Annotated in this window: 21 protein-coding genes, 1 tRNA gene and 1 riboswitch; of the genes, 14 read left to right on the top strand and 8 right to left on the bottom strand. The window is 72.5% G+C overall.

The genetic code is table 11. The features are described from left to right. Positions 1 to 61 precede the first annotated feature (61 nt). The 3 genes from lhgD to IE242_RS25300 all read left to right on the top strand — a co-directional run bounded on the left by lhgD (position 62) and on the right by IE242_RS25300 (position 3,988). On the top strand, positions 62 to 1,285 hold the full coding sequence (lhgD, locus tag IE242_RS25310; RefSeq protein WP_229859405.1) for an L-2-hydroxyglutarate dehydrogenase: 1,224 nt from the start codon (positions 62 to 64) through the stop codon (positions 1,283 to 1,285). 282 nt (positions 1,286 to 1,567) lie between these two features. Then, entirely contained in the window at positions 1,568 to 2,389 is an 822-nt protein-coding gene (gene trmB / locus IE242_RS25305) for a tRNA (guanosine(46)-N7)-methyltransferase TrmB (protein ID WP_189863038.1), read from the top strand. 108 nt (positions 2,390 to 2,497) lie between these two features. Then, the gene (locus IE242_RS25300; protein WP_189863036.1) at positions 2,498 to 3,988 is read left to right on the top strand and encodes a PrsW family intramembrane metalloprotease; all 1,491 of its coding nucleotides are present in this window, start codon (positions 2,498 to 2,500) and stop codon (positions 3,986 to 3,988) included. A gap of 52 nt (positions 3,989 to 4,040) precedes the next feature. Here the strand turns inward: IE242_RS25300 and IE242_RS25295 are convergent, their stop codons facing one another. From IE242_RS25295 to IE242_RS25280, 4 genes are all read right to left on the bottom strand, one after another. After that, a complete protein-coding gene (locus tag IE242_RS25295) occupies positions 4,041 to 4,997 on the bottom strand; it encodes an aldo/keto reductase (protein ID WP_189863034.1) in 957 nt (318 codons plus the stop codon). A gap of 132 nt (positions 4,998 to 5,129) precedes the next feature. Beyond that, positions 5,130 to 6,179, bottom strand: a complete 1,050-nt coding sequence (locus tag IE242_RS25290) for a M23 family metallopeptidase (RefSeq protein WP_189863032.1) — start codon at positions 6,177 to 6,179, stop codon at positions 5,130 to 5,132. An 11-nt stretch (positions 6,180 to 6,190) separates the two neighbouring features. Then, a riboswitch (cyclic di-AMP (ydaO/yuaA leader) is annotated at positions 6,191 to 6,347 on the bottom strand. A gap of 254 nt (positions 6,348 to 6,601) precedes the next feature. Continuing rightward, positions 6,602 to 7,261 (bottom strand): GTP cyclohydrolase II, encoded by a 660-nt coding sequence (locus IE242_RS25285; protein WP_189863030.1) that lies wholly within the window; start codon positions 7,259 to 7,261, stop codon positions 6,602 to 6,604. Positions 7,262 to 7,424: 163 nt separating this feature from the next. Then, the gene (locus IE242_RS25280) at positions 7,425 to 7,940 is read right to left on the bottom strand and encodes a MarR family winged helix-turn-helix transcriptional regulator (protein ID WP_189863027.1); all 516 of its coding nucleotides are present in this window, start codon (positions 7,938 to 7,940) and stop codon (positions 7,425 to 7,427) included. A 79-nt stretch (positions 7,941 to 8,019) separates the two neighbouring features. Here IE242_RS25280 and IE242_RS25275 point away from each other — a divergent pair, with 79 nt between their 5' ends. After that, positions 8,020 to 9,165: a dihydrofolate reductase family protein gene (locus tag IE242_RS25275; RefSeq protein WP_189863026.1), complete on the top strand. Its 1,146-nt coding sequence runs from the start codon at positions 8,020 to 8,022 to the stop codon at positions 9,163 to 9,165. On the opposite strand, the gene IE242_RS25270 is transcribed toward IE242_RS25275, so the two are convergent. The 3 genes from IE242_RS25270 to IE242_RS25260 form a co-directional block, all read right to left on the bottom strand. Then, positions 9,147 to 9,404 (bottom strand): hypothetical protein, encoded by a 258-nt coding sequence (locus IE242_RS25270; RefSeq protein WP_189863024.1) that lies wholly within the window; start codon positions 9,402 to 9,404, stop codon positions 9,147 to 9,149. The two genes, IE242_RS25275 and IE242_RS25270, sit on opposite strands and share 19 nt — an antisense overlap. 181 nt (positions 9,405 to 9,585) lie before the next feature. Beyond that, positions 9,586 to 10,173 (bottom strand): LysE family translocator, encoded by a 588-nt coding sequence (locus tag IE242_RS25265; RefSeq protein ID WP_268249487.1) that lies wholly within the window; start codon positions 10,171 to 10,173, stop codon positions 9,586 to 9,588. Between the two features lie 16 nt (positions 10,174 to 10,189). Further along, complete coding sequence (locus IE242_RS25260) at positions 10,190 to 11,290, bottom strand: aminotransferase class V-fold PLP-dependent enzyme (RefSeq protein ID WP_229859400.1); 1,101 nt, start codon at positions 11,288 to 11,290, stop codon at positions 10,190 to 10,192. A 112-nt stretch (positions 11,291 to 11,402) separates the two neighbouring features. Here IE242_RS25260 and IE242_RS25255 point away from each other — a divergent pair, with 112 nt between their 5' ends. Then, positions 11,403 to 12,332 (top strand): LysR family transcriptional regulator, encoded by a 930-nt coding sequence (locus tag IE242_RS25255; protein WP_229859399.1) that lies wholly within the window; start codon positions 11,403 to 11,405, stop codon positions 12,330 to 12,332. 812 nt (positions 12,333 to 13,144) lie between these two features. Next, positions 13,145 to 13,218 (top strand) — tRNA-Met (locus IE242_RS25250). A gap of 199 nt (positions 13,219 to 13,417) precedes the next feature. On the opposite strand, the gene IE242_RS25245 is transcribed toward IE242_RS25250, so the two are convergent. Further along, positions 13,418 to 14,818 carry a GH1 family beta-glucosidase gene (locus IE242_RS25245; RefSeq protein ID WP_189863022.1) on the bottom strand — a complete coding sequence of 467 codons (1,401 nt, stop codon included), beginning with the start codon at positions 14,816 to 14,818 and terminating at the stop codon, positions 13,418 to 13,420. Between the two features lie 397 nt (positions 14,819 to 15,215). Between IE242_RS25245 and IE242_RS25240 the strand changes: the two genes are divergently transcribed. From IE242_RS25240 to IE242_RS25205, 8 genes are all read left to right on the top strand, one after another. Then, positions 15,216 to 16,376 carry a radical SAM protein gene (locus IE242_RS25240; protein WP_189863020.1) on the top strand — a complete coding sequence of 387 codons (1,161 nt, stop codon included), beginning with the start codon at positions 15,216 to 15,218 and terminating at the stop codon, positions 16,374 to 16,376. 197 nt (positions 16,377 to 16,573) lie between these two features. Further along, positions 16,574 to 18,151, top strand: coding sequence for a flavin-containing monooxygenase (locus IE242_RS25235; protein WP_189863018.1), 1,578 nt, complete (start codon positions 16,574 to 16,576; stop codon positions 18,149 to 18,151). Further along, positions 18,148 to 19,482 carry a sugar efflux transporter gene (locus tag IE242_RS25230; RefSeq protein WP_189863017.1) on the top strand — a complete coding sequence of 445 codons (1,335 nt, stop codon included), beginning with the start codon at positions 18,148 to 18,150 and terminating at the stop codon, positions 19,480 to 19,482. Before IE242_RS25235 ends, IE242_RS25230 begins: the two co-directional genes overlap by 4 nt. Next, positions 19,479 to 20,462, top strand: a complete 984-nt coding sequence (locus IE242_RS25225; RefSeq protein WP_189863015.1) for a glycosyltransferase — start codon at positions 19,479 to 19,481, stop codon at positions 20,460 to 20,462. Before IE242_RS25230 ends, IE242_RS25225 begins: the two co-directional genes overlap by 4 nt. Next, positions 20,462 to 21,262, top strand: coding sequence for a PIG-L deacetylase family protein (locus IE242_RS25220; protein WP_189863013.1), 801 nt, complete (start codon positions 20,462 to 20,464; stop codon positions 21,260 to 21,262). The genes IE242_RS25225 and IE242_RS25220 overlap by 1 nt, the downstream gene beginning before the upstream one ends. 7 nt (positions 21,263 to 21,269) lie before the next feature. Next, on the top strand, positions 21,270 to 23,870 hold the full coding sequence (locus tag IE242_RS25215; protein WP_229859397.1) for a glycoside hydrolase family 3 protein: 2,601 nt from the start codon (positions 21,270 to 21,272) through the stop codon (positions 23,868 to 23,870). 17 nt (positions 23,871 to 23,887) lie between these two features. Next, a complete protein-coding gene (locus tag IE242_RS25210) occupies positions 23,888 to 24,841 on the top strand; it encodes a Gfo/Idh/MocA family protein (RefSeq protein WP_189863011.1) in 954 nt (317 codons plus the stop codon). Beyond that, on the top strand, positions 24,838 to 25,908 hold the full coding sequence (locus IE242_RS25205) for an NAD-dependent epimerase/dehydratase family protein (RefSeq protein ID WP_189863009.1): 1,071 nt from the start codon (positions 24,838 to 24,840) through the stop codon (positions 25,906 to 25,908). Before IE242_RS25210 ends, IE242_RS25205 begins: the two co-directional genes overlap by 4 nt. Positions 25,909 to 25,926: the final 18 nt, after the last annotated feature.

The raw sequence follows: 25,926 nt of genomic DNA, 5'->3' as shown, positions 1-25,926 counted from the left end.
TCCGGGTTTGAGGGCATTGTCAGTGGCGCAGTGCACTATCGGAAGCCGGGAGGTGGAGCGAGTGCTGCAGCGGGGCTCGTACGGCATCGCGTACGACTGTGACGTGCTGGTGATCGGCGGGGGGATCGTCGGCCTGTCGACGGCGTACGCGATCACCCGGGCCGCGCCGGGCACGCGCGTGACGGTGCTGGAGAAGGAGCGCGGCCCGGCCCGGCACCAGACGGGGCGCAACAGCGGTGTGATCCACAGCGGGATCTACTACCGCCCGGGCTCGCTCAAGGCCCGGTTCGCGGTGCGGGGCGCCGCCGAGATGGTCAAGTTCTGCGCGGAGTACGGCATCGACCACGCCGTCACCGGCAAGCTGATCATCGCCACCGACCGCGCCGAACTGCCCCGGCTGCACGCCCTGGTCCAGCGCGGCCGGGAGAACGGCATTCCCGTGCGGGAGCTGGGCCCGGCCCAGATATCCGAGTACGAGCCGCAGGTGCGGGGGCTCGCCGCGATCCACGTCGGCACGACCGGCGTCTGCGACTTCGCGGCCGTCGCCCGGCAGCTCGCGGACGCGTCCGGCGCGGAGATCCGGTACGAGTCGGAGGCCGTACGGATCGACCGGCGCCCGGCACTCGGCGTCGCCGTCCGCACGGGCGACGGCACGGTCGTCCGCGCGCGCGTGCTGGTGAACTGCGCCGGGCTGCGCTGCGACGAGGTCGCCCGCCTCGCCGGGGACGAGCCCGGGGTGCGGATCGTGCCGTTCCGGGGTGAGTACTACGCTCTGCGGCGCCCGGAGCTGGTGCACGGGCTGGTCTATCCGGTGCCGGACCCGGCGTTCCCCTTCCTCGGCGTCCATCTGACCCGGGGCATCGACGGCGACGTCCACATCGGGCCGAACGCGGTACCGGCGCTCGCCCGCGAGGGCTACGGCTGGGGCGTCGTACGGCCGCGCGAGCTGGCCGCCACGCTGGCCTGGCCCGGATCGTGGCGAATAGCCCGGCGGCACTGGCGGTACGGGGCGGGCGAGCTGCGGCGGTCGGTGTCCAAGACGGCGTTCACCCAGGCGGTGCGGCGGCTGCTGCCGACGGTCACCGAGGACGACCTCGTGCCCGCGGCGGCCGGAGTGCGGGCCCAGGCGGTCCTGCGGGACGGCACCCTCGTGGACGACTTCCTGATCCGGGAGGCCCCGCGCACCGTGCACGTGCTGAACGCGCCGTCCCCCGCGGCCACCGCCTCCCTGCCCATCGGCCGGGAGGTGGGCCGCAGGGCACTGGCGGCGCTGGCCGGGACATAGGCCTCCGGCCGGGGCATGGGCCTCCGGCCGGGGCATGGGCCTCCGGCCGAAACAAGGGCCTCCTCCGGCCGGGACATGGGCAACCGGCCGGGGTACTCGCGGGTGAGCGCTCGGTATCGGGGGAGCCCGGCCCGGGGGAGCCCGGCCCGGGAGAGTGCGGCCCGGAAGGGGCCGGCCCCGGAACGCCCGCCCAAGGAGAGTCCTCGTACCCCGCGGCACGCCAGGCGCTGTCCGGAGCGAGCGGAGCGGCTCCGCGCTCGCGCACGTAAAATCGACCGCATTGTGTCTGACTCCGCCCACGCCCCCGACGCCCCCGACTCCGCGCCCGTCCCGCGGAGCCCCCGCCCCAAGGGCGAGCCCCGGTTCCCCGACGGGCCGAAGGCGGACCCGGCCGGGTCTCACTTCGAGCGGCGGATCCGGAGCTTCCAGCCGCGGCGCAGCCGGGTCACGACGGGCCAGGCGGACGCCCTGCAGCGGCTGTGGCCCAAGTGGGGGCTCGACATCGACGGAAGCCGGACGCTCGATCTGTCCGAACTGTTCGGGAACGCCCGCCCCGTCGTGCTGGAGATCGGCTTCGGCATGGGCGAGGCGACCGCGCAGATGGGCGCCGACGACCCGGACACCAACATCCTCGCCGTCGATGTGCACACCCCGGGCCAGGGCAATCTGCTGAATCTCGCCGACCGGTACGGGCTGTCCAACATCCGGGTGGCCAACGGTGACGCGATCATCCTGCTGCGCGAGATGCTCACCCCGGACGCGCTCGACGGACTCCGCGTGTACTTCCCCGACCCCTGGCCCAAGAAGCGGCACCACAAGCGACGGCTGATCCAGCCGGAGTTCCTGACGCTCGCCGCCACCCGGCTCAGGCCCGGGGCACTCGTGCACTGTGCGACCGACTGGGAACCGTACGCCGAGCAGATGCTCGAGGTCCTGACCGCGCACCCCCACTTCGAGAACACCCAGCCCGACGGCGGTTACGCGCCACGTCCCGCGTTCCGGCCCGTGACCCGTTTCGAGGGCCAGGGACTGGACAAGGGTCATGTGGTGAACGACCTGCTCTTCCGGCGCGTACCGCACCAGCAGCCCACCACCGGCGCCTGACCTCCCCGGCGGCAGCGCGCGAGGCACCCGCACAGCACCACTGGGCACGATTCCCGCCTCACGCGGCGCCGTCGCGGGCAGCGCCCATCCCTCGTTAAGGTCGATGCCGTGGCCACCTCCTTCCCGTATCCGACGCATCCCGACGGGCCCACCGGACCGGCCGGACCGGCCAGACCGGGAAAACCGCTGGGACCGGTCGGTCCCGCCGGCCCGGGCGATCACCCTCTCGGGCTCCCGCGCCCCGCGCACTGGTGGCAGCGCAGGGGAGTGCGGTACGGCGCCCTGGTCACCCTGCTCGCGCTCTCCGGGCTGGTGATCCTCGCCCTGGTCCGCGAGCAGACCGGCACGCACGGATTCCTGGTCGGCCTGGGCCTGGCGGTTCTGCCCGTACCGCTGCTGATAGCCGCGTTCCGCTGGCTGGACCGGGTCGCGCCCGGCCCCTGGCGGAACCTGCTGTTCTCGTTCGCCTGGGGGGCGTGCGCGGCCGCGCTGATAGCCATCGTCGCGAACAGCTTCGCGACCCGGTGGATAGCGACGGCCACCGCCGACCCGTCCGGCGCCGACACCCTCGGCGCCACCGTCATAGCGCCCGTCGTCGAGGAGATCGCCAAGGCGGCCGCGGTCCTGCTGGTCTTCCTCTTCCGCCGCCGGGACTTCGCCGGGATCGTCGACGGAGTGGTGATAGCCGGGGTCACCGCCACCGGCTTCGCCTTCACCGAGAACATCCTCTACCTCGGCACGGCCTTCGGGACCGACCAGCTCAGCGGCGGCAGCGGACTCGCCTCCGTCACCGCCGCGACCTTCTTCGTCCGCGTCGTCATGTCGCCCTTCGCGCATCCGCTGTTCACGGTGCTCACCGGCATCGGCTTCGGCATCGCGGCGGTCTCCGCACAGCGGCAGCGGGTCCGCCGTGTGCTCCTCCCCCTCGCCGGACTGCTGCTCGCGATGGGCATGCACGCCCTGTGGAACGGCTCGACGACCTTCGGCGAGTTCGGCTTCTTCGCGGTGTACGCCGTGTTCATGGTGCCCGCGTTCGGGCTGCTGACCTGGCTGGTCATCTGGACACGGCAGCGGGAGCTGCGCACGGTGCGCGAGGAACTGCCCGCCTACGTGGCCGCCGGCTGGCTCACCCCGCACGAGCCGTACCTCCTCGGCAGCATGCGGGCGCGGCGGCTGGCCCGCGAGTTCGCCGGGCACCACTGGGGCAGGGCCGCGGCCCGGTCCGTCGGCGAGTACGAGGCGTACGCGACCTCGCTCGCGTTCCTGCGGCACCGGGGGCGCCGGGGCCGGGCGGGCACCGACTTCGTCGTACGGGAGCGGGAGCTGCTCTTCGCGCTGTGGCACCGGCGCGAGACCGCGCGGCCCGCGCTGGCGTACGCGGCGCGGGCGGCCGCACCGGCACCGCTGCCCGTGGCGCCATGGGGAGCGTACGGGCAGGCATACGGGCAGGGGTACGAACAGACATTCGGCCACGGGCCCGCACCCGCGCCCGCACCGGCGTACGCGCCGGGGCCGGGGCCGGTCACATACCCCTCACCCTGGCCGACGCCGTATCCCGCGAACCACTCGTACCCCGCGTACAACCCCTACCGGTCATAGGCGGCGGGGACACCGCGCCCCGGCTCACGCACCAGCTCTCCTCGGAAGTGCTCTACGCCTCCGACGCCTCCGACGCCTCCGTCAGCTTGGTGAGCTCCTCGTCCGTGAGGGTCACGTCGCCCACGGCCACCAGAGCCGGCAGCTGCTCCACCGTCCGGGCGGAGGCGATCGGCGCGGCGACCGTCGGCCGGGCCGCGAGCCAGGCGAGGGCCACGGTGGCGACCTCGACGCCGCGGGCCCCGGCGATCTCGTCCAGGGCGGCGAGGACCCGTACGCCCTGCGGCGTCTCCAGGTAGGCGCCCGCCCCCTCGGCCCGGGCGCTCTCCACGGTCGTACCGGGCCGGTACTTGCCGGTGAGGAAGCCCTTGGCGAGGGCGAAGTACGGCACGGCGGCCAGCCCGGAGCGGGCGGCGAGGTCCTGGAGCGGGCCCTCGTACGTGTCGCGGGAGACCAGGTTGTAGTGCGGCTGGAGCGCCACGTAACGGGCGAGGCCCTCGCGGTCGGAGAAGTCCAGCGAGGCCTGCAGGCGCTCGGGCGTGATGTTGGAGGCGGCGATGGCGCGGACCTTGCCCGCCTTCACCAGTTCGTCCAGCGCGCCGATGATCTCCTCGACCGGCACCTCGGGCTGGTCGAAGTGGGTGTAGTAGAGGTCGATGTGGTCGGTGTCCAGGCGGCGGAGGGAGGCGTCGGCCGCGGCCTTGATGTTGGCGGCGGTGAGGCCCTGATACTCCGGGTGCTGGCTGACCTTGGTGGCGACGACGACGTCGGAGCGGTTGCCGCGCGCCTTCAGCCACTTGCCGATGATGGTCTCGGACTCGCCGCCCTGGTTGCCCTCGATCCACGCCGAGTAGGAGTCGGCGGTGTCGACGAAGTTGCCGCCGGCGGCCGTGTAGGCGTCCAGTACGGCGAAGGACTGCGCCTCGTCGGCGGTCCAGCCGAAGACGTTGCCGCCGAGGGCGAGCGGGAAGACCTCGAGGTCGGAAGAGCCGAGTTTGCGAAGAGACGTCATGTCTTGTGTCAACGCCCGGACCGGACGCACGGATTCCGCGCGCCCGGCCAAGGGTTCGTAAACAGTCTGCGGCAGGCCGATGTCAGCGGCAGCCGACCGGTGCGGCGGCGGCCGGTGTGGCAGCGGCCGGTGTCAGGGGTTGAGGCCCTTGTCCCGCAGCCACGCCAGCGGGTCGATGCCCGAGCTGCTGCCGTCGGGGTGGACCTCCAGGTGGAGGTGGGCGCCGGTGACGTTGCCCGTGGCGCCGACGCGGCCGATGACGTCGCCGGTCGCGACCTTCTGGCCGACGCTCACGTTGATCGACGACTGGTGGGCGAACCAGACCTCGGTGCCGTCGTCGAGGGTGAGCACGGTCTTGTAGCCGTACGAGCCGTCATAGCCCGCCTGGGTGATCGTGCCGCTGTGCACCGCCTTGATCAGGGTGCCCGTGGGCGCGGCGAAGTCGAGACCGGTGTGGTAGCCGGAGGACCAGTACGGACCGGCCTGGCCGAAGGTGGAGGTGAGGGTGTACGAGGAGGTCGGGAGCGCGTACTGCTTTGCGAGCTTCGCGAGGCGCTCGGCCTCGGCCTTCTTCGCGGCCTCCTCCTCCGCCTTCTTCTTGGCGGCGGCTTCCTTCTTCTCGGCGGCCTCGCGCTCCTCGGCGGCGCGCTCGGCGGCCTCCTGCGCGGCCTTCTCCTCGGCCGCCGCCGCGGCGGCGGCGTCGACCTGGTCCTGCTGCGACTCGGCCTGCTGCATGATGCGGGCACGCAGCACCTCACCGGCGTCGGCGGTGCCCTGCTCGGTGCCGGAGGTGGTGAGACCGGCGGTGCTCAGCGCGGCGACGGAACCCTGTGCCTCCTCCGCGTCGTCACCGGAGAACACCGAGCCGACGTTCGGCAGGTCGGGCATCGATATGGAGACCGGCGGCTTGCCGGACTGCGCGGTGGCCATGCCGCCCGCGCCGACGGCGGCGATCACGCCGACGCCGAGAACGGTGGAGCTGCGGGCGAGTCCTCCGCCGCGCTGCTTCGCGACGCGGTGCCGGCCGCGGGTGGGGCGGACGGTGTCCGCCGTGGGGTTCCACTCCTGCCAGGGACCCTCGTTCTCGCTGTCGTAGCTGCCGTAGCCGAAGGTGTCGCCGGTCTTCTGGCGCGGCATGGAGGGTTCGACCGGAGCCTCGGTCGCGAGCCGGTTGGACGCCACGTGGGCGCACTCCTTTCCTTCCTACTCGCCTACCGGGTTAGCTGACGGGTTCGGAACAGGAAGGTCTCCTACGCGCGTATATCGGCCGTTCGACGACGGCGACATCCGCCCGATTCACCCCAATGAGTGGTTCCCCGGTTCCCTTACGGGATTCGGCGCGTGCGCACGGAGCCGCCTCTTGTGACGGCTGGGACGACCGCGCTGCGTTATCGAACGTTAATAGACGCGCAGGCCGTATTCCAAGCAGATCCCAGTGATCCTTCCGACTTTCGCACTGGATCAACAGGTCATGAGGGGTCGAAACGGGGCGAGTTGACCCTGACGTGAAAACCACCGAGTTTCTGACTGTGTGTCAGTTGTTATGTGCGGGGAGTCGCTCGGACACGCTTCGTGATGCCGGTCTTGCGGGTGTCGCGTTCCGGTCAGCTCGCCGGGACTTCGGTCAGGTCCGGAACGTCCGTCAAATCCGCGAGCGGCAGGGTGTGCTGGGTCTGGAGGACCTTCGCGCGCAGGTACCGGACGTTGTGGGCGGTCGTGAAGACGCCCGTCGCGACCCGGTCGCGGACGTCGACCCCCAGTTCGCGGAGCTGGCGCGCCTTGTCGGGGTTGTTGGAGAGCAGGTCGAGCGCGTCGACGCCGAGCGCCCGGAGCATCTGGGCGGCGGCCGTGTAGTCGCGGGCGTCCTCGGGCAGCCCGAGGGCCGCGTTGGCCGCGTACGTGTCGAGCCCCTGGTCCTGGAGGGCGTACGCGTCGAGCTTGTTGTAGAGACCGATGCCCCGGCCCTCCTGGCGGAGGTAGAGGAGTACGCCACCGCGGCCGGCGATCCGTTCCACGGCCTCGCGCAGCTGCGGGCCGCAGTCGCAGCGGGCCGAGCCGAAGACGTCCCCGGTCAGGCACTCGGAGTGCAGCCGCACCAGCGGCGCCGCTCCGGGCTCGGGGTCTCCCAGGACGACGGCCACGTGCTCCTGGCCGTCGGCCAGGCCGTGGAAGGTGACCAGTTCGGCGTCGACGGAGTACCCGTCGTGGAAGCGCAGCGGCACCCGGACGCGGGCACGCGGGGTGGCGGCGGGGAGGTCGGGCATGCGGGTCTCCTTCATTGCTTCATTTTTGAAGCACAACGACGCCCAGGACTCTAGCTCTGCTTCAAACTTCAAGCAACAGGATTTCCAGCAGCCTTCGGGGAGCCGACAGGCAACCCCTGCGGGACGATCCCCGCGAGACGGCCCCCGGTGGCGCGCGTCCGGCTCACCCGGACGGACAGGACCTCCGGCGCCACGGCAGTTCGTCGGCCCGTACCGCCTGCCGCCCGTCGCCCTGGATGGCCTCCGCGATGCCCGCGCAGATCCGCTCCAGGTCCCCCACCTGCTCCGGCGTGAGGTGGTCGAACACCGCCGCGCGCACCGTCTCCGCGTGCCCCGGAGCCGTGCGCTCCAGGACGGTCGCCCCCTCGTCCGTGAGCACCGCGACGCTGCCGCGCCGGTCCGAGGGGCACCCCTCACGCCGTACCGCCCCGTCCTTCTCCAGGCGCGTCACCGCGTAGGTGAGCCGGCTGCGCGTGATCTTCAGCGCCTCGGCGAGATCGGTCATCCGCAGCCGGCGGTCCGGCGCCTCGGAGAGCGTGGCCAGCACCGAGTAGTACAGGTGCGGCATGCCGGCCTCCTGCTGGAGCTGCCGGTCGATCACGTCCTCCAGGAGCAGCGAGGCGGCGAGATAGGCGCGCCAGGCACGCTGTTCCTCGGCGGTGAGCCAGCGGGTCGTCATGCCGACAGTGTAGTAATTGCTTAAAAGTTGAACCAGGGAGTCGCCCCAGGACGCCCCAGGACGAATCAGGAGTACGCCCATGTCCCAGCCGCCTCATGTCCTGCTGTCCGCCGCCGTCTCCCTCGACGGCTTCCTCGACGACACCGGGCCGGAGCGGCTGCTGCTCTCGAACGCCGCCGACTTCGACCGGGTGGACGAGGTGCGGGCGGCCAGCGACGCCATCCTGGTCGGCGCCGGCACCCTGCGCGCCGACAACCCACGGCTGCTGGTCAACTCGCCCGCACGCCGCGCGGCCCGGGTCGCCGCCGGCCTCCCGGAGTACCCGCTCAAGGTCACCGTCACCGCGTCCGGCGACCTCGACCCGGCGGCGCGGTTCTGGCACACCGGCGGCGCGAAGGCGGTGTACACGACCGACAGCGGCGCCGCACGCGTACGCGGCCTGAACCTGCCGGCCGACGTGGTCCCCGTCGGCCCCGAACTGGACTGGCGGGCCGTCCTCGACCACCTCGGCACCGTACGCGGCGTCCAGCGCCTCATGGTCGAGGGCGGCGGGCGCATCCACACCCAGCTGCTCCGGCAGGGCCTCGCCGACGAACTCCAGCTCGCCGTCGCCCCCCTCTTCGTCGGCGAGGCGGCCGCCCCCCGGATGTTCGGCACCGGCCCGTACCCCGGCGGACCGCGCAGTCGGCTGCGACTGCTGGAGAGCCGGCCCGTCGGGGACGTCGTCCTCCTGCGCTACGCCCCCACGGTCCCCGGCACGGGCGAGCGGGTCTCGGCGGCCGACCGGCACTGGCTGGCGCTCGCCTGCGAACTGGCGGCCGAGTGCCCGCCCTCGCGGACCGCGTTCAGCGTGGGCGCGGTCGTCGTCGCCGACGACGGCACGGAGCTGGCCCGCGGCCACTCCCGGGAGGCCGGCGACCCCGTAGTCCACGCCGAGGAGGCGGCCCTGGCCAAGCTGGACCCCGCCGACCCGCGCCTGGCCGGCGCCACCGTCTACAGCAGCCTGGAGCCCTGCGCCCGCCGTGCCTCCCGCCCGGCCCCCTGCGCCCGGCTGATCCTCGACGCCGGGGTACGGCGCGTGGTCACCGCCTGGCGCGAGCCCGACACGTTCGTGGCCGGCGCCGACGGGAGCGGGCTGCTCGCCGCGGCGGGCGCCGATGTCGTCGTACTCCCGGAGTACGAGGAGCGGGCGACCGCGCCGAACCGTCATCTGCTCGGCCGCTGAGCGCCGAGCTCGGCGCGTCGAGCGGCGTGCGCCGGGCCCTGCAGGTTGAGTCGCTCCGTCAGCACTGAGTCCTGCTGAAACTCCGGTGTTGCGCTCCGGTCGACGAAGCGGTCCTCCTCGCCGATCAGGTTGTCAGGGTCGAAGCTGAAGGGGGTCTTGGCGCAGGTGATGCCTGGTCCGCTGATCTGCACGTCCAGGTCGCCGAACTCTGTCAGGAAGGCTTCGGCGCCATCGTGCATGCGGACCAAGCCGGTCCTCTCGAGCATCTCGCGCCAGCGGTCGACCGGGAGTGCCGTCCCGGCCACCAGCCGGCGGCGCGCAGAGTGTCCTCGATCACGCCGGTTTCCCGTAGTGACGTCGCCGCCGCATCGACCCATGCCTGGTCCACCGGCACGTTCTCGGGCCAGCCTGGCCAGTTCGCTATCCCGTCCACATCGGGATGATCGAGGCGATCAGCAGGAGAGCCAGCACGGTGTTCAGCACCCGCCAGTGCCGGTTGGTCCGCAGTGTTCGGGCGAGCAGCAGCCCGGCGGTGCACCACAGGATCAGCGATACGGTGGCCGCGAGAGCGAACACCGTTCCGAGAAACACCGCGAGGCGGAACGGTCCTCCTGCCACGGCGGCGAAGGATGCCGCCGCGCCGAGGGTCATGGTCCAGCCTTTGGGATTCAGCCAGAGCAGGGCCATGCCGCCGATGAGGCTCGTCGGCGCATGCACGTTCGTTGGCGAACTCGGCGGTCCGCTCCTGCTGATCTTCCAGGCCAGGAACGCCAGATAGGCCGATCCGGTCAACGTCACGATCAATTGCAGCGACGGTATCGCAAGGAGGAGGCCTGCTAGTCCGGCGGCAGCGGCGGCCGCCAGCGTCGCGAGGCCGATGGCGATGCCGGCGATGAGCGGCACGGAGCGGCGGAAGCCGAATCGCGCCCCGGACGCCATCACCAGTGTCGTGGCGCCGCCTGGGGTTAGTCGCCACCACCGCGAACAGCACAGGCGCGGCGAATGCACCGTTGGTCATCGTGGATCAGTCCTGAACATGGCCGGCCACCGCGTCCGCGGCGCGGTCGGCGTCGTACGTGGTGTTGTTGACGTGGAACGCCAGGCGGAGCCGGCCGGCACGGATGCTGCCGATGACGCCCGCCCGCTCCAGCCGATGGGCTGTGCCCGGGTCGGCGGCCATGCTGACGATCGCGGAGTCCCCGGGTGGGAGACCGACGGCCGCACGGAACCGGTTGGCCAGGCCGAGCGCGTGGGCGTGCAGGACGGCGGGGCCGATCGCGGTGAGCAGATCCAAGGCCGGTGCCTGGGCGACCCAGGAGTGCCAGGCCGGGGACACATCGAAGCGGCGGGCGTCGCCGGCCAGCCGCAGCGGGCCGCCGTAGAGGCTGTCCCACCGCTCACCGCCGGCGTACCAGCCCGCCGTATGCGGAATGAGCTCGTCGGCGAGATCGGACTGCACCGTGAAGAAACAGGTACCCCGCGGCGCCAGCAGCCACTTGTAGCCACCACCAGTGGTGTAGGCGAAGCGGCCTGCGTCCACGGGCAGCCAGCCAACTGCCTGGGTGGTATCCAGCAGAACCCGAGTGCCCGTCACGGCGCACGCCTCGGTGAGAGCGTCGAGGTCGGCCAAGCGCCCGTCCGCGGACTGCACCGCCGAGACGGCCACCAGTGCGGTCCGTGACGACACCGACTCAGCCAGGTGTTCCAGGGGCACCTCCCTGACCACTACACCGCGGCTAGCCTGCGCCAGGAACGGGAACACCATGCTGGTGAATTCCCCGGTCACGGTGAGGACCTCGCTGCCCGCGGGCAGGGCTGCTGCGATCAGTCCGGCGAAAACGCTGACCTGACTGCCCACCGCTACCCGGGACGCGTCCACGCCGACCAACTCTGCGTAGGAGGAGCGGGCAGCTTCGAGCGGGGCGTCGTAGTCCGGCGGGCTCGCATTCCCTGCGCGCCACTGCTCCAGAGCCCGCTGCAACGCCTGCAGGGAGCTGCGCGGGGGCAGCCCCAGGGAGGCCGTGTTGAGGTAGACGGCCTCGGGGTCGAACTCCGCCTGGGCCAGGGCGAGAGAAGACCGCCCTTCAGATGCCTGCGTGTTTTCCATGGTTGCGTTCTCCGACATTTCCCCAGCCTGGGCCACCGCCGGACTGTGCGGAAGTGCGACCTTGACGCGAGCAGACCCAAGCTGTGCTTGGGTCACGGGTGTGGACAATGAACGGAAATCACAGGACAGCGTGCGTGATCTGCTCGACCCGCGCCGGATGCTGGTCTTCGCCGAAGTCGCGCGCTCCGGGTCGTTGGCCGCCGCCGCACAAGCGCTGGGCTGGACGCAGCCGGCCGTCGCCCAGCACGTCAAGCGACTCGAACGCGACACGGGCTGCACGCTGGTCATCCGCAACTCCCGCGGTGTCACCCTCACCGAGGCCGGGCAATCCCTCGCGACGCACGCCGACGCCATCACTGCCCGATTGCGCGCGGCCCGCGCGGACCTCAGCGCGTTGACCGACCTGCGCGCCGGACAGGTCCGCCTCGCCGCGTTCCCCTCCGCGTGCGCAACCTTCGTCCCCGCCGCCATCGCCCTCCTGCAGGAACGCGCACCCGGCCTGGACGTCCGGCTCACCGAGGCCGAGCCAGGCGAAGCCCGCCGGCTCCTCGCCGCCGGAGACGCCGATCTCGCTGTCACCTTCGACTACGACAACGTCCCCGACACCCCCGCGGAACCGGCACGGACTCCGCTGTTCGACGACCCGATGCTGCTGGTACTGCCCTCCGGACACCCACTCGCGGACCGGACCGACACCGACCTCGCCGACGCAGCCGACCAGCGCTGGATCGCCGGTTGCCCACGCTGCCGCACGCACCTCACGACCGCAGCCGCCAGCCAGGGTTTCCTGCCCGACATCCGCCACAGCACCGACGACTACGTCGTCACCCAAACCCTCGTCTCCACCGGGCTCGGCATCGCTCTGCTCCCCACCCTCGCCCTCGAAGCCGCCCGCGACCCTCAGGTCACCACCATCGGGCTCCGCCGGCACGCCCCCCGACGAGTCAGCCTCACCAGCCCGGCCGACATCCCTCCCAGCCCCGCCACCGCCGCAGCCGCAAGCGCCCTCATCGACGTCACCGGACCTCGACGCACAGCGAAATCGAAGGCGGAAGTGTGACGAACGTCCCCCGGCGGAGGCAAGAAGCTGCGGTACGGGCTGCGGGCGGGAGACCGTGGCCCGTTACCCAGGGCGGCTGACCATAAACGCCACCGTGGGGAACCTGTCCGTACGGCGGTGACTCTTCCAAAGACCAACTGGGCCCGCCGAGCGCGCCGCGCTCGACCAGGGCGTGCCCCTACGACGCGGCCAGGGCTACATCCCGCGCGTCAGTGCCATTCCGGCGGTACACCGCCAGTTCCTCGACCGTTGCCGGCCGCTCGACAAGGCCGCAGCGATCCTGGCACAGCGCAAGGCCCGCCACGAGTACGCGAACCACGTCAGCAACCACGGCAATCAACCACGATCATCCCGTGGGTCGGAGGGTCCGTCGATGCTCTGCTCCTGCCGGCGGTCGCAGAACGCTGGCCAGACCAAGGAACCGAGGCAGAATTCGGGGTCTGGTGGGCCGATCAGCGACTACAACTACGACTCAAGCCAGGGAGCCTTTTCCCATCTGACTGGCCGATGCGCCAGTTGGGCTGACAACGTGGTGAAGCCCCTGGTGGATGGGTTTTCGGCCAAGGAGAAATAATCTCCACCAGAGGCCTCGCGTGCTTGTCTGCCCGTCCGCGTCGACGTGTCCAGCCCCGCCCTGCGCTTCCTGTCTGCCAAGCTGCGCTGACACCGTCGGGAGCTCGGCAGCGGGGGCAGAACGATCGGCAAGCGGTCGGTGGCCCAGGTCATGCCGACCGCCGCTGCCCGGAACGTACAGGGCCCGGCGAAACCCCTGTGCGCGCCGTCCCGCGCATGGCGTACACTGGAATCACCGACGCGGGGTGGAGCAGCTCGGTAGCTCGCTGGGCTCATAACCCAGAGGTCGCAGGTTCAAATCCTGTCCCCGCTACTGAAGGCCTGGGGCCGGAATCCGATGAGGATTCCGGCCCCAGGTGTTTTCCCCCACCCCGCATCGCCGGGTACGGCGCGTGCGGGGCGGTTCCGGGTACGGCGAGTGCGGGGCGGTTCCGGACGCTTCCCCAGTGTCCGGAACCACCCCGTCCGAGGACAGCGGGGAGGCTGCTTTCCTCGGGCTCACCGTTCCCCCGTCAGCGGGTCCGTGCCGCCCTGGCCGCGTCCCGCAGCCACAGGGCGCTGGCCTTCGGGGTACGCCGCTGCGTGGCGTAGTCCACGTGCACGAGGCCGAAGCGCTTGGCATAGCCGTACGCCCACTCGAAGTTGTCCATCAGCGACCAGCAGAAGTAGCCGCGGACGTCCGCGCCCGCCGCGCGGGCCCGGCCGACGGCCGCGAGGTGGTCGGCGAGGTAGGCGATGCGGTCCGTGTCCTGGACGCGCCCCGACTCGTCCACGGCGGACTTCTCGTCGTCGAAGGCGGCGCCGTTCTCCGTGATGTACAGCGGCAGAGCGCCGTACTCCCGGGTGATACGGGTGAGCAGGTCCGTCAGCCCCTCCGGGTAGATCTCCCAGGGCATCGCGGTCGAGGGGCGGTCGGTCTGCGGGACGGACTCGTAGCCGTGCGGCTCGGCGGAAGGCCGTACGACGTTGCGGAAGTAGTAGTTCACGCCGAGGAAGTCCAGCGGCTGCGCGATGGCCTCCAGGTCGCCGTCCTGGACCGGCGGCGTGGCGGAGTACGGCTCGAGGTCGGCGAGCAGGTCCTCCGGGTAGCGGCCGTGCACCACGGGGTCGAGGTAGAGCCGGGTGCCCAGCGCGTCGGCCCGGCGGGCGGCCTCGACGTCCTCGGGCGCGTCCGAGGCGGGATGCGCGACGGTGGGGTTGAACGTGATCCCGACCCGCGGCGGCCGCGGTGCCTGCGCCCGCACCTCCTGGACCGCCAGGCCGTGGCCGAGCAGCAGGTGGTGGGCCGCCTTCGTGAAGTCCGGGAAGTGCTTGCGGCCGGGGGCGTGGATGCCGTTGTAGTAGCCGAGCTGCGCCGAGCAGTACGGCTCGTTGAGGGTGATCCAGTTCGTCACGCGGTCGCCCAGGGCGGCGGCCGCGATCCCGGCGTACTCGGCGAAACGGTACGCCGTGTCGCGGGCCGGCCAGCCGCCCGCGTCCTCCAGTTCCTGGGGCAGGTCCCAGTGGTAGAGCGTGGCCCAGGGGGTGATGCCCTTGGCCAGCAGCTCGTCGACCAGACGGTCGTAGAAGGCGAGGCCGCGCGCGTTCGCCGGGCCCTTGCCGCCCGGCTGGATGCGCGGCCAGGAGAGGGAGAAGCGGTAGGCGTCCAGCCCGAGATCGGCGAGCAGGCCGACGTCCTCGGGCATCCGGTGGTAGTGGTCGCAGGCCACGTCACCGTGGTCGCCGTCGGCCACCGCGCCCGGGGTGTGGCTGAAGGTGTCCCAGATGGACGCCGTACGCCCGTCCTCGGCGGCGGCCCCCTCGATCTGGTACGCGGACGTGGCCGCGCCCCAGACGAAGTCGACGGGCAGCCCGTCCACGGCCTCGCTCGGCACGGGGGCGCTCGGCACGGGTTCGGTGCTCGCAGCGGTCATCCGTTCGGCCCTCCTGGTGAGGTGACTGAGTGCGCCCTCGGTCCCGCCCGTCTGCGGGAGCCTTCCATGGAGCGGCATGACAGCGCGGCATGGGAGCGCTCCCACAGGCTTTCCCGGCGGCGCCGTCGTTGTCAAGGGCGACCGGATCCAGCCAACCGGCTGTGCTCGACAACCAGTTCGCGCAGGCCGGTTGACAGGCACCATCGATTCGGCCACCTTCTTGGGAGCGCTCCCAGGCACCGTCGCACCGGTGCCGTCCAGGTCTGTCAGCCAGAGCTGTCGGTCAGGCCTGCCGGCCGTCTCGTCACCGCCTTCCTCTCCCCACTCCCCCCGCCCTCCCACGACTGCACTTGCGCCGTTCGTTCTTCGTCCGCCGAACCGGAAAGTGACAGCACGCATGCCCGACCGCAATTCCGTACCGTCCGGAACCACCCTCGGCACCCAGCTCGGCACCCAGTTCGTGGAGCGCAATCTCGACCTGGTGGGCAAGATCTACCAGCGTTCGGTGTACCCCTCGGTCCTCGACGTCGCCCAGGGCAAGCGGCTGCCCTCGCCGCTCGTCGTCGACCTCGATCCCACGACCGTGTGCGACCTCGCCTGCCCGGAGTGCATCAGCTCCCAGGTGCTGCACCACGGCCAGATAGGCCAGGACCGCATCGTCCGGCTCGCCCATGAGCTGGCCGACTCGGACGTCCGCGCGGTGATCCTGATCGGCGGCGGGGAACCGCTGCTGCATCGGGCCATCGGGCGGATCATCGAGGTGCTCCACGGGGCCGGCATCCAGCTCGGTCTGGTCACCAACGGCACCCAGATCCACCGCCACATCGACCAGCTGGCCGGAATGCTGTCCTGGGTCCGGGTCTCGGTGGACGCCGGTAGCGCCGACACCTTCCAGGCCTTCCGCCCCAGCCGGGGCAAGCACAGCGCCTTCCCGCAGGTCATCGAGAACATGCGGCTGCTCGCCTCGCGCAAGCAGGGCCGGCTCGGCTACTCGTTCCTGCTGATGCAGCGCTTCGACGACGAGGGCCGGGTCACCGACTCCAACTACGACGAGGTGTACCGGGCCGGGGTCCTGGCCCGGGAGATCGGCTGCGACTACTTCGAGGTCAAGGCGATGCTGGACGAGGACCACTACACGGTCAACCAGCGTCCCGAGGACATCGAGGCGGTCGAGGAGCAGATCGCCCGGCTGCGCGAGCTGGAGGACGACTCCTTCCACGTCCTGCACTCCTCCAACTGGCAGGCCGTACGCCGTGGCACCGACCCCGTGCAGCCCAAGGAGTACCGCGCCTGCGCGGTCGCCGAGCTGCGCACCACCGTCACCCCGACCGGCGTCTTCGTCTGCCCCTACCACCGGGGCAACCCCAAGGGCCGGATCGGTGACATCCAGCGGATGAGCTTCGCCGAGATGTGGTCGGCCGCCGACACCACGGTGATCGACCCCAGCGAGGACTGCCGCTTCGTGTGCGCCCGGCACGGCACCAACCAGGAGATCACGCTGCTCCCGTCGCGGCCCGGGCCGGCGGATCTGGCCGAGGACTTCGACCCCTTCATCTGACGTGGGCCGCCCGGCCGCCGGCAGCACGTTCAGCGCCTGCGGCCCGCGGCCCCGTGCGCCGCGCCCCGCGTGGTGACGTCAGCCGATCCGTACGTCTGCATGTCCACGGACGTCGCCGTGCCCGCCATGCGCGAAGTCCGTGGACGTCTGCACTTCCTGTACGTCCCTTCCCCCCATCACCGAGGCCAGGAGCACACATGCGCTTAGCCGTCATCGGAGCCGGTCCCGCGGGGCTGACCTGCGTCAAGCAGGCCCTCGCCGACGGCCACGACGTGGTCTGTTACGAGAAGCACCAAGACCTCGGCGGCATCTGGAACCCCGCGGCCGGCGGCGCGTACGCCGGGGTGCGGATGCAGAGCTCGCGCATGAGCATGCCGTTCTCCGACCACCCGCCCGGCTTCGCCGCCGACTTCCCCGAGCAGCACGAGGTGCAGGCGTATCTGCACGCGTACGCCGATGAGTTCGGGCTGCTCGACGCGGTGCGGTTCGGCCACGAGGTCGTCCGGGTGGCGAAGGAGGACGGGCGCTGGCGGGTGACGGCCCGTTCCGGTGGCGTGACCGGGTCCGAGGACGTCGACGCCGTCCTCGTCGCCAACGGCGAGCTGTGGCGGCCCCGGCTCCCGGACGGCGGCCTTCCGTCCGCCGGGACCGGGGTCCGGGTGCTCACCGCCCCCGAGTACCGCGGGCCGGAGGAGTTCGCCGGGCAGCGCGTCCTCGTCGTCGGCGGCGGGGTGAGCGGCGCCGACATCGCCGCCGACCTCGCCCCGCACGCCGCACGGGTGGACTGGTCCGTACGCCGCAGGCAGCTGTTCCTCCCGCGCGACATCGGTGGCGCCTACAACGACGCCCTGTTCTCGTACGCCGGCCGGGTCGCCGTCGAGGAGGTGCCGTACGCCGAGTACCTGGACTGGCTGACCGAGTGGACGCCCGAGTACATGGCCATGTACCGGGCCACCGGGCTGCTGCCGGAGGCCGGCTTCCACGGGGCGGTGCACGTCAACGAGAAGATCGTGCCCGCGGTGCACGGCGGAGGGGTGCATCCCGTGGCGGCCTTCGCCCGGTTCGGCGACGACGGGCGGGCGGTCCTCGCCGACGGAACCGACGGCCGGTACGACGCGGTGGTGCTCTGCCTCGGCTACGAGCCGCCGGACTACGGCTTCCTCCAGGTCCCCGGGGGTCTGCGCCGCGAGGACCTGTACGAGCACCACTTCTGGCGGCACGACCCGACCCTGGCCGTGGTCAACACCCCGGTGGACACCGAGGCGTTCGGCACCGCCTGCCCGTACTTCGAGGCGATCGGCGGCTGGGTGCTGAGCGTGCTCGGCGGCAAGGCGGCGCTGCCCGGCCCCGACGAGCGCGCCGAGTGGTGCGCCCGCCACATGTCCGCGCTGCACGACCGGCGCTACCTCGACTGCTGGCTGGAGACGATCCGGTACGGGCTCCTCAGCGGCACGCTGCCCGACCCGGCGGTGCACTTCCGCGCCTACTGGACCCTCGTCTCCAGCCAGGTCGACCCGGCCAACCTGCGCCCGGGGAAGGCCCGGCCGCTGCCCGCCGTGCACGACGGCCGGCTGGACCTGGACGCCGTACGGCACCGTGTCCTGGCCGCGCTGCCGGCCGGCACCCGGGAGCGGCTGCTGGCCCGCGGGGAGATCGACGCGGCCGATGCCGCGGCGGCGGCACGGGTGCCCGCGGGCCGGGAGCTGCAGCCCTGGCTGCCGTACCGGCAGCGCGAGACCGCGCCGGCCGGCCCGGCGGAGGGGAGGGCCGCGTGACCGCCCAGGCCGTGACCGGGAAGCAGAAGGACGGCCGGTGGCGCCTGCTCGGTGATCCCGCGGTGCGCAGCCTGATCGCCGCGAGCGCGGCGATCGGGGTGGCCGGCGCGTTCGTCGTCCCCACCACCAGTCTCTTCCTGACCGAGGCGGTCGCCGCCACGCCCCTGATGGTCGGCCTGTTCTTCGCCGCCCGCTCGATCGCGGAGATCGGCACGGACATGGCGGTGGGCGCGGTCTCGGACCGGCTGCGCGACCGCCGCACCATCCTGGTGCTGACCGCGCTGCTGAACGCGGCGGGCGCCCTGTGCTACACGTTCCTGCGCGACTACTACGCGCTGCTCGTGACCGGCATGGTCTTCTTCGGCCTGGGCGGTGCCTGCTTCGGCCAGCTCTTCGCGTACACCCGGGAACTGGCGGACTCCCGGGGAGTGGACGCCCCGTTCTTCAACGGCTTCCTGCGCTCGGTCACCTCGCTGGCCTGGGTGGTGGGCCCACCGCTCGCCTTCTGGGTGATCGCCGAGTGGTCCTTCACCGCCCTGTACGCCGCGACGGCCGGCCTCTCGCTGCTGGCGGCGGTGCTGTGCCGGTGGGGGCTGCCGCGCCCCGACAAACCGGCGGCGGACGGGACCACCGCGTCCCCCGCGTCCGCCGCGGACGAGGAGCCGTCCGGGCTGCGGGGCATGTTCGCCGGGGTCGGGCTGCCCACGCTGCTCGTGCTCGGGTCCGTGGTCCTGCTGCTCGGCGCCAACGCGATGTACCAGATCAACCTGCCCCTGTACGTCACCGACGAGCTGGACATGAGCGGCCAGTTCGCCGGTCTGCTGCTCGGGGTGAGCGCCGCACTGGAGATCCCGCTGCTGGTGCTGGCCGGCGTCTGGGCGGACCGCCTCGGCAAGCGGCGGCTGATGATCGCGGCCGCCGTCTGCGCCACGCTGTTCTTCGCCCTGCTCCCGCTCGCCGAGAGCCGCCCGTTCCTGCTGGCGCTGCAGCCCCTCAACTCCGCTTGGGCCGCGATCGCCCTCAACATCCCCGTGGTCATGCTCCAGGACAGCCTGCCCGGCCGGCCCGGCACCGCCTCGGCCCTGTACTCCAGCGCCTTCAAGGCCGGCATGTTCCTCGGCGGCCTCGCCGTCGGCACCGTCGCCACCTGGACCGGTTACGCGCAGGTCTTCTGGGTGTGCGCCGGGCTCACCGCGCTGGCCGGGCTGCTCGTGCTGCTCCTGCGGCCGGCCGCCGCCGGCCACCCCACGGACTCCCCGGGGTCCGTCGATCCCACGGACCCCACAGCCCCCTCACATCCCTCGGACCCCCGCGAAGGGAGCGCCGCGTGACCACGCCGCCCGCATGCACGGTCGTCGTACCCACCTACAACCGCGCCGACCTGCTCAGACACACCCTGGACTCGCTGTGCCGCCAGCGGCTCGACGCCGGCGACCACTTCGAGGTGGTGGTCTCGGACGACGGCTCCACCGACGGGACCGAGGAGCTCGTCACCGGCTACCGTGACCGGCTCGACGTGCGCTACTTCTTCCAGGAGGACGAGGGCTACCGGGCCGCGAAGGCCCGCAACGCCGGCATCGAGCACGCCCGCGCCGACGTCTGCGTGTTCGTGGACTCCGGGGTGATCCTGCAGTCCGGCGCGCTCGCCGCCCACCTGGCCGCGCACCGTCAGTCGTCCACGCCCACGGCGGTCGTCGGCTACGTCTTCTGCTTCAACGAGGGCAACGAGGACGGCGAGGAGATCCTCGCGGCCGTCGACTTCGCCGACCCGGACGCCTCCTTCGCCGAGTTCGCCGAGCAGCGCCGCTGGCTGGACATCCGCGAGGACTACTACGAGCGCTACGGCGAGGACCTCGACGCCCTGACGGCGCCCTGGCTGATGTGGTGGACCTGCAACTCGTCGGCCTCGACGAAGCTGCTGCGCGAGGTCGGCGGCTACGACGAGGCGTACCGCTCCTGGGGCGCCGAGGACGTCGACCTCAGCTACCGGCTGCGCACGGCCGGCGCCCGCTTCGTCCTGCGCCGCGACGCGGCCGCGCTGCACGTCCCGCACGCGAAGAGCTACGAGGACAACATGCGCTCGGCCGCCCACAACTACGCGTACTTCGCCGCCAAGTACGACACCCCGGTCGCCCACCTGGTGCCGGACAACCACTTCCACGAGATCGAGGACATCCTGCGCTCCCGGGGACTGGCGGACGGCGAGCCCACCGAGCGGTTCGGCACGGTGATCCGGCCGATCGACCAGATGGACGCCGGACTGGCCGCCTCCGCGGAAGCCGCCTCCAGCACCTCGGGAGGCGACCGGTGATGACCCCGCCCCTGCTCGGCATGTGGACCTGGAAGGACCGTGAGGCGCGGCGCGACGCGCCCCGGGTGCTGGTCTTCTCGCCGCACCCGGACGACGAGGTGATCGCGTGCGGCGGGACCATAGCCCGGCTCGCCGCCGAGGGTGCCCGGATCGGCGTGGTGTTCGCCACCGACGGCGCGATGTCCCACTCCGCCGTCCTGGGCATCCACACCGACCCCACGCCCGCCGAACTGCGCGTGATCCGCCAGGGGGAGGCCCGTATGGCCGCCAAGGCGATGGGGCTGGGCGAGGAGGCGGCGCGCTTCCTCGACTACCCCGACACCCGGCTCGCCGAGCACCTCCCGGAGTTCCGCCGGGACGTCCTGGAGGTCCTGCGCGAGCACCGGACCGTCACCGACGTGTACATCCCGCACGAGGTGCGGGAGCTCCACGCCGACCACCGGCTGACCGGCGAGACGGTGGTGTCGTGCCTGGCCGAGCTCGGGCTGACGCCGGCCGTGTACCGGTACCAGGTGTGGGACGAGCGCACCGAGGAGGAGTTCGGCTACGTCAACCGCAACCCGGCGGACGGTCCCGGTACGCGGGCGGAGCGGCTCGTCTCCTTCGACATCAGCGCGTACGCGGCGCACAAGCACGCCGCGTTCCGCGAGCACCGCACCCAGGTCGAGCTGTACGCCCCGGGGCAGACCCGGCCGGTCGTCCCGCCGCCGTTCCAGGAGCGGGTGTTCGCCGCGCGGACCGAGGAGTTCTGGATCACCGACGAGCCGGGCGGCGGCTCCGGCGACCGGGAAGGGGAGTGACGACGACGTGACGACCGTTCCACGCAGCGCCGAGGCGCCCGGCAGCACGGCGCTGCCCGCCCTCCGCCCCCTGACGCACTGGCCCCGCCTCACCTCCGCGATACCCCCCGACCCCGCCCTGGAGCGCCGGGTGGCCGAGATCCTCGGGCAGCTGACGCTCGAGGAGAAGGTCGGCCAGATGATCCAGCCCGAGCTGGCCGAGCTGACCCCCGAGGACGTGCGCGACTTCGCGATCGGCTCCGCCCTCAACGGCGCCGGCATCTGGCCCGGCGGCAAGCGCCACGCCACCGTCCAGGACTGGGTGGACACCGTGGACGGCTTCTGGGCGGCCGCCGAGGAGCACTGGCGGGACCGCCCCTTCCGCATCCCGTTCATGTGGGCCACCGACGCCGTCCACGGCCACAACAACGTGCACGGCGCCACCGTCTTCCCGCACAACATCGGCCTCGGCGCGGCCGGCGACCCGGACCTGGTGCGGCGCATCGGCGCGGCCACCGCCCGCGAGGTCGCCGCCACCGGCATGGACTGGATCTTCGCGCCGACCGTGACCACCCCGCGCGACCGCCGCTGGGGCCGCTACTACGAGGGTTACGGCGAGGACCCGGCCCTCGTGCACGCGTACGGCCGGGCCATGGTCGAGGGCCTCCAGGGCGACGTGGAGGCGCTGCGCACCGACGGCAAGGTGCTCGCCACCCTCAAGCACTGGATCGCCGACGGCGGCACCGCGAACGGCGGCGACCGCGGCACCGCCCACTGCTCCGAGGAGGTGCTGCGGGACATCCACGCCCAGGGCTTCCTGGCCGGTATCGAGGCGGGCGCGCAGAGCGTGATGGTCTCCTTCAGCAGCTGGGCGAACCCCGCCAACTACGACCACACCCCCGGCCGCGCCGAACCGTACAACGACAAGGTGCACGGCAGCCGCTACCTCCTGACCGACGTGCTCAAGGACGCCCTCGGCTTCGACGGCATCGTGATCAGCGACTGGGACGCGCACGCCGAGGTCGCCGGCTGTTCCGCCGGGGACGCCGGGTACGCGATCAACGCCGGGATGGACGTGCTGATGGTGGCCGGGCGCGAGGCCTGGCAGAGCGTCCACCGTACGACCGTCCAGTACGTGCGCGACGGGGTGATCCCCATGGAGCGCGTCGACGACGCGGTCACCCGCGTGCTGCGCGTGAAGATGCGCGCCGGTCTGTGGGACAAGCCCCGCCCCCGGGAGCGCGCCCTCGCGCGCGCCGAGGCGCCGGTCGTCGGCTGCGCCGAGCACCGCGCCCTGTCCCGCGAGGCCGCCCGCAAGTCGCTGGTCCTGCTCAAGAACACCCCCGGCCTGCTGCCCCTGTCCCGTACCGCCCGGGTGCTGGTCACCGGCAGCGCCGCCGACGACATCAGCAGGCAGTGCGGCGGCTGGACCCTCACCTGGCAGGGCGACGACGTGGACCGCGCCGACCTGCCGGGCGGCACCACGCTGGCGGACGCCGTCCGCGCGGTCATCGGCGCCGAACGGTGCACCGTCGACCCGGCGCTGGAGCACGCCGACCCCGCCGACTTCGACGTGGCCGTGGTCGCCCTCGGCGAGGACTCGTACGCCGAGATGCGCGGCACCCTCAAGCCCTGGCGCTCCCTCGGCTACGCCGACCTGAAGCTGTCCTACGCCCGCGACCTGGAGGTGCTGCGCCGGCTGCACTCCGTCGGCCTGCCCGCCGTCGGTGTCTTCTTCACCGGCCGGCCCCTGTACTGCACCGAGGAGATCAACCTCTCCCGATCCTTCGTCGCCGCCTGGCTGCCCGGCCCGCACGGCGGCGAGGCCGTCACCGACGTCCTCTTCGCCGCCCCGGACGGCTCGCCCGCGTACGACTTCCAGGGCCGGCTGCCGTCCTCCTGGCCGCGCACCCGCGACTCCGCGGCCGTCAACCGGATCCCGCCCCACCTGCCGGACTACCGCGTCCCCGCCGAGGAGACCGCCCCGGAGGGCCGGTACACCCCGCTGTTCCCCGTGGGCCACGGGCTGTCCGTGCACGACCCGGCCCCCGCCGCCGGCCCCCTGCCGCTGGACGAGCCGCAGCCGGCCCCGCCGCCGCCCCCGGCGAACGGCCCGCTCCGGGTGCTCGACGCGGACGGCACCCCGTACCGGCTGCGCGTCGGCGGCCACAACACCTGGTCGCGCGAGGACGTGCCGCTCACCGGGCCGATGCGGTGCCTGATCGTCCACTCCGACCCCGTACCCGGCCCCGACGGGGGCACCGGGCTGCGGCTGCGCTTCACCGGCTACCCGGCCTTCGTGTATGCCGAGTCGCCCACCGGCACACCCGCCGACCTGCGCGGCCACCTGGACGCGGGCGCCCATGTGCGCTTCCGCGCGCGCGTGCTCGAGCCGCCGTCCGCCCCCCTCTTCCTGGCCTGCCACGACGACTATCCCGCCCAGCCCGGCGTGGACCTGGCGCCGGGGCTGCGCGAGGCGGCGGACGGGGAGTGGACGACGGTGTCGGTCCCGCTGGCCGAGCTGGCCGCGGTCGGCATCGACCTGCGCCACGTCGACGTGCCCTTCATGCTCTACACCGAGGGCACGGCCCTGCTGGAGATCGCCGACGTCGGCTGGCGCGTCCCCTAGGGCCGGAAGGAGTCACCGTGCGGCCCAGGCTGGCCGTCATAGGCGTCGGCTCCTGGGGGCGCCGCTATGTGGACATCGCCACGCGGCTGGGGGCGTCGGTCGCCGTGTGCCACACCCGGCACCACGGCGCCGACGCCCGGTGGCTGGCCGCCCGCCATCCAGGTGTGCGGCACACCACCTCCCTGGCCGAGGCGCTCGACCGCCCGCTCGACGCCGTCGCCGTCGTCACCCCACGGCACACGCACGCCGAACTGACCCTCGCGTGCCTGCGCCGCGGACTGCACGTCCTGGTGGAGAAACCGGCGGTGACCGACCCGGCCGACCTGGCCCGAACCCGGGTGGAGGCACGCGCGCGGGGGCTCGTCCTGCGCACCGGGTACACCCACTGCCACGACGAGAGCCTCCGGTTCCTGGCGGCGACGGCCCGCCGGCTGACCGCGCCCGCCTGGCACCTCACCTGGACGAAACCGGCCCCCGGCACCGGCGTGACCGACCTGGTGTGGGAGTACTTCCCGCACGTCTTCAGCATCGCCGGACTGCTCGGCGAGGTCGCCGTCGACCGGATGGCGACGGCCCCGGTACGCGTCGCCCGGGGCCCGTCCGGCACGGCGACCGTCACGGCCGGCGTACCGATGCGCACCGGCAGCGGACACGTCGAGGTGTCCTCCGCCGCCCGGGCGCGGCACAAGGAGATCCGCCTGCACGACGGGGCCGGCCTCGTCGCCGTATGGCGGGACCGGCGGCTGTACGACGTACGGCGCGGCCACGCGTTCGAGGCGCCCGAGGAGCCCCTGCTGTGCCAGCTCCGCGACTTCCTGGACGCCGTGGGAGGCCGCACCCCGGCAGACCCCGAATCGGAGGAACAGGACAGAACGGTCACCGACCTGCTGACGGCCCTCGACACGGCCGTACGGCACCACGGACACGAGCACGACCGAGATCACCGACACCACGACGAGGTGGAGCTGTGAAGATCTTCCTGGCGGGCAACCGCGGATATCTGGGTTCCGTCCTGGAGCGGCAACTGCTGCGGGACGGACACGAGGTCATCGGTCTGGACACGGGCTTCTTCGACGCCGCCGTCGGCGCCGCCGCCGGCACCGCCCCGCCGCGGCCCCGCAAGGACGTCCGGCGGGTCACCCCCGAGGACCTGGCGGGCTGCGACGCGGTGGTCAACCTCGCCGCCCTGTGCAACGACGCCTGCGGCGAACTCTCGGTGGCCGCCACCCACCAGATCAACGCCGAGGCCTCCGTCCACCTGGCCCGGCAGGCGAAGGCGCTCGGCATACGGTCCTACGTCCTGGCCTCCTCGTGCAGCGTCTACGGCGCCGCGCGCGACGGCGAGCTGACGGAGGAGGACGCCGTCGCCCCCGAGACCGCCTACGCCGCCAGCAAGGTGCGGGCCGAGCACGAGGTGCTGCGGCTGGCCGACGGGACCTTCACCCCTGTCGCGCTGCGCTTCGCGACCCTGTTCGGCGACTCGCCGTCCTTCCGCAGCGACCTCATGGTCAACCGCATCGCCCTGACCGCCGGCCGCTGGGGCGAGATCCGGATGAACGGCGAGGGCCTGCTGTGGCGGCCCCTGCTGCACGTGCGCGACGCGGCCCGCGCCGTCCGCCGCGTCCTGGCGGCCACCGGTGACCGCCCCGCCGGTACGGGCACGGCCGACCTGGCGGGCGAGATCTTCAACGTCGGGTTCGCCGACCAGAACCACCGCATCGTCGACGTCGTCGAGATGGCCCGCGCGCTCCTGCCGGGCGTCACCGTGACCAGGACCCCCGCCCAGGACAACCGCAGCTACGCCGTCCGCTTCGACAAGTTCCACACGGCCTTCACGGGCTTCCGCTCCACGGCCGGCGCCGCCGACGGCCTGCGCGAGGTCGTCGACGCCTACCGGCAGCGGCTCCGCCGCCCGCTGAGCGAGGCCGGCGACGGCTGGGCCGGCACCGACCGCCGCGAGTGGCTGCTGGCCAGGCGCGCCGCCGGCGACCTCGACGCCGACTTCCACTGGAACGCCCACGCGTCCGTCGTGGCCTGACCGGGGGGACCCGCCCCC

Origin of the sequence: Streptomyces poonensis (assembly GCF_014650915.1) — a bacterium.
Taxonomy (GTDB): Bacteria; Actinomycetota; Actinomycetes; order Streptomycetales; family Streptomycetaceae; genus Streptomyces; species Streptomyces poonensis.
Note: the sequence above shows the minus strand (reverse complement) of the source record. Positions and strands in the feature narration are given on the sequence as shown.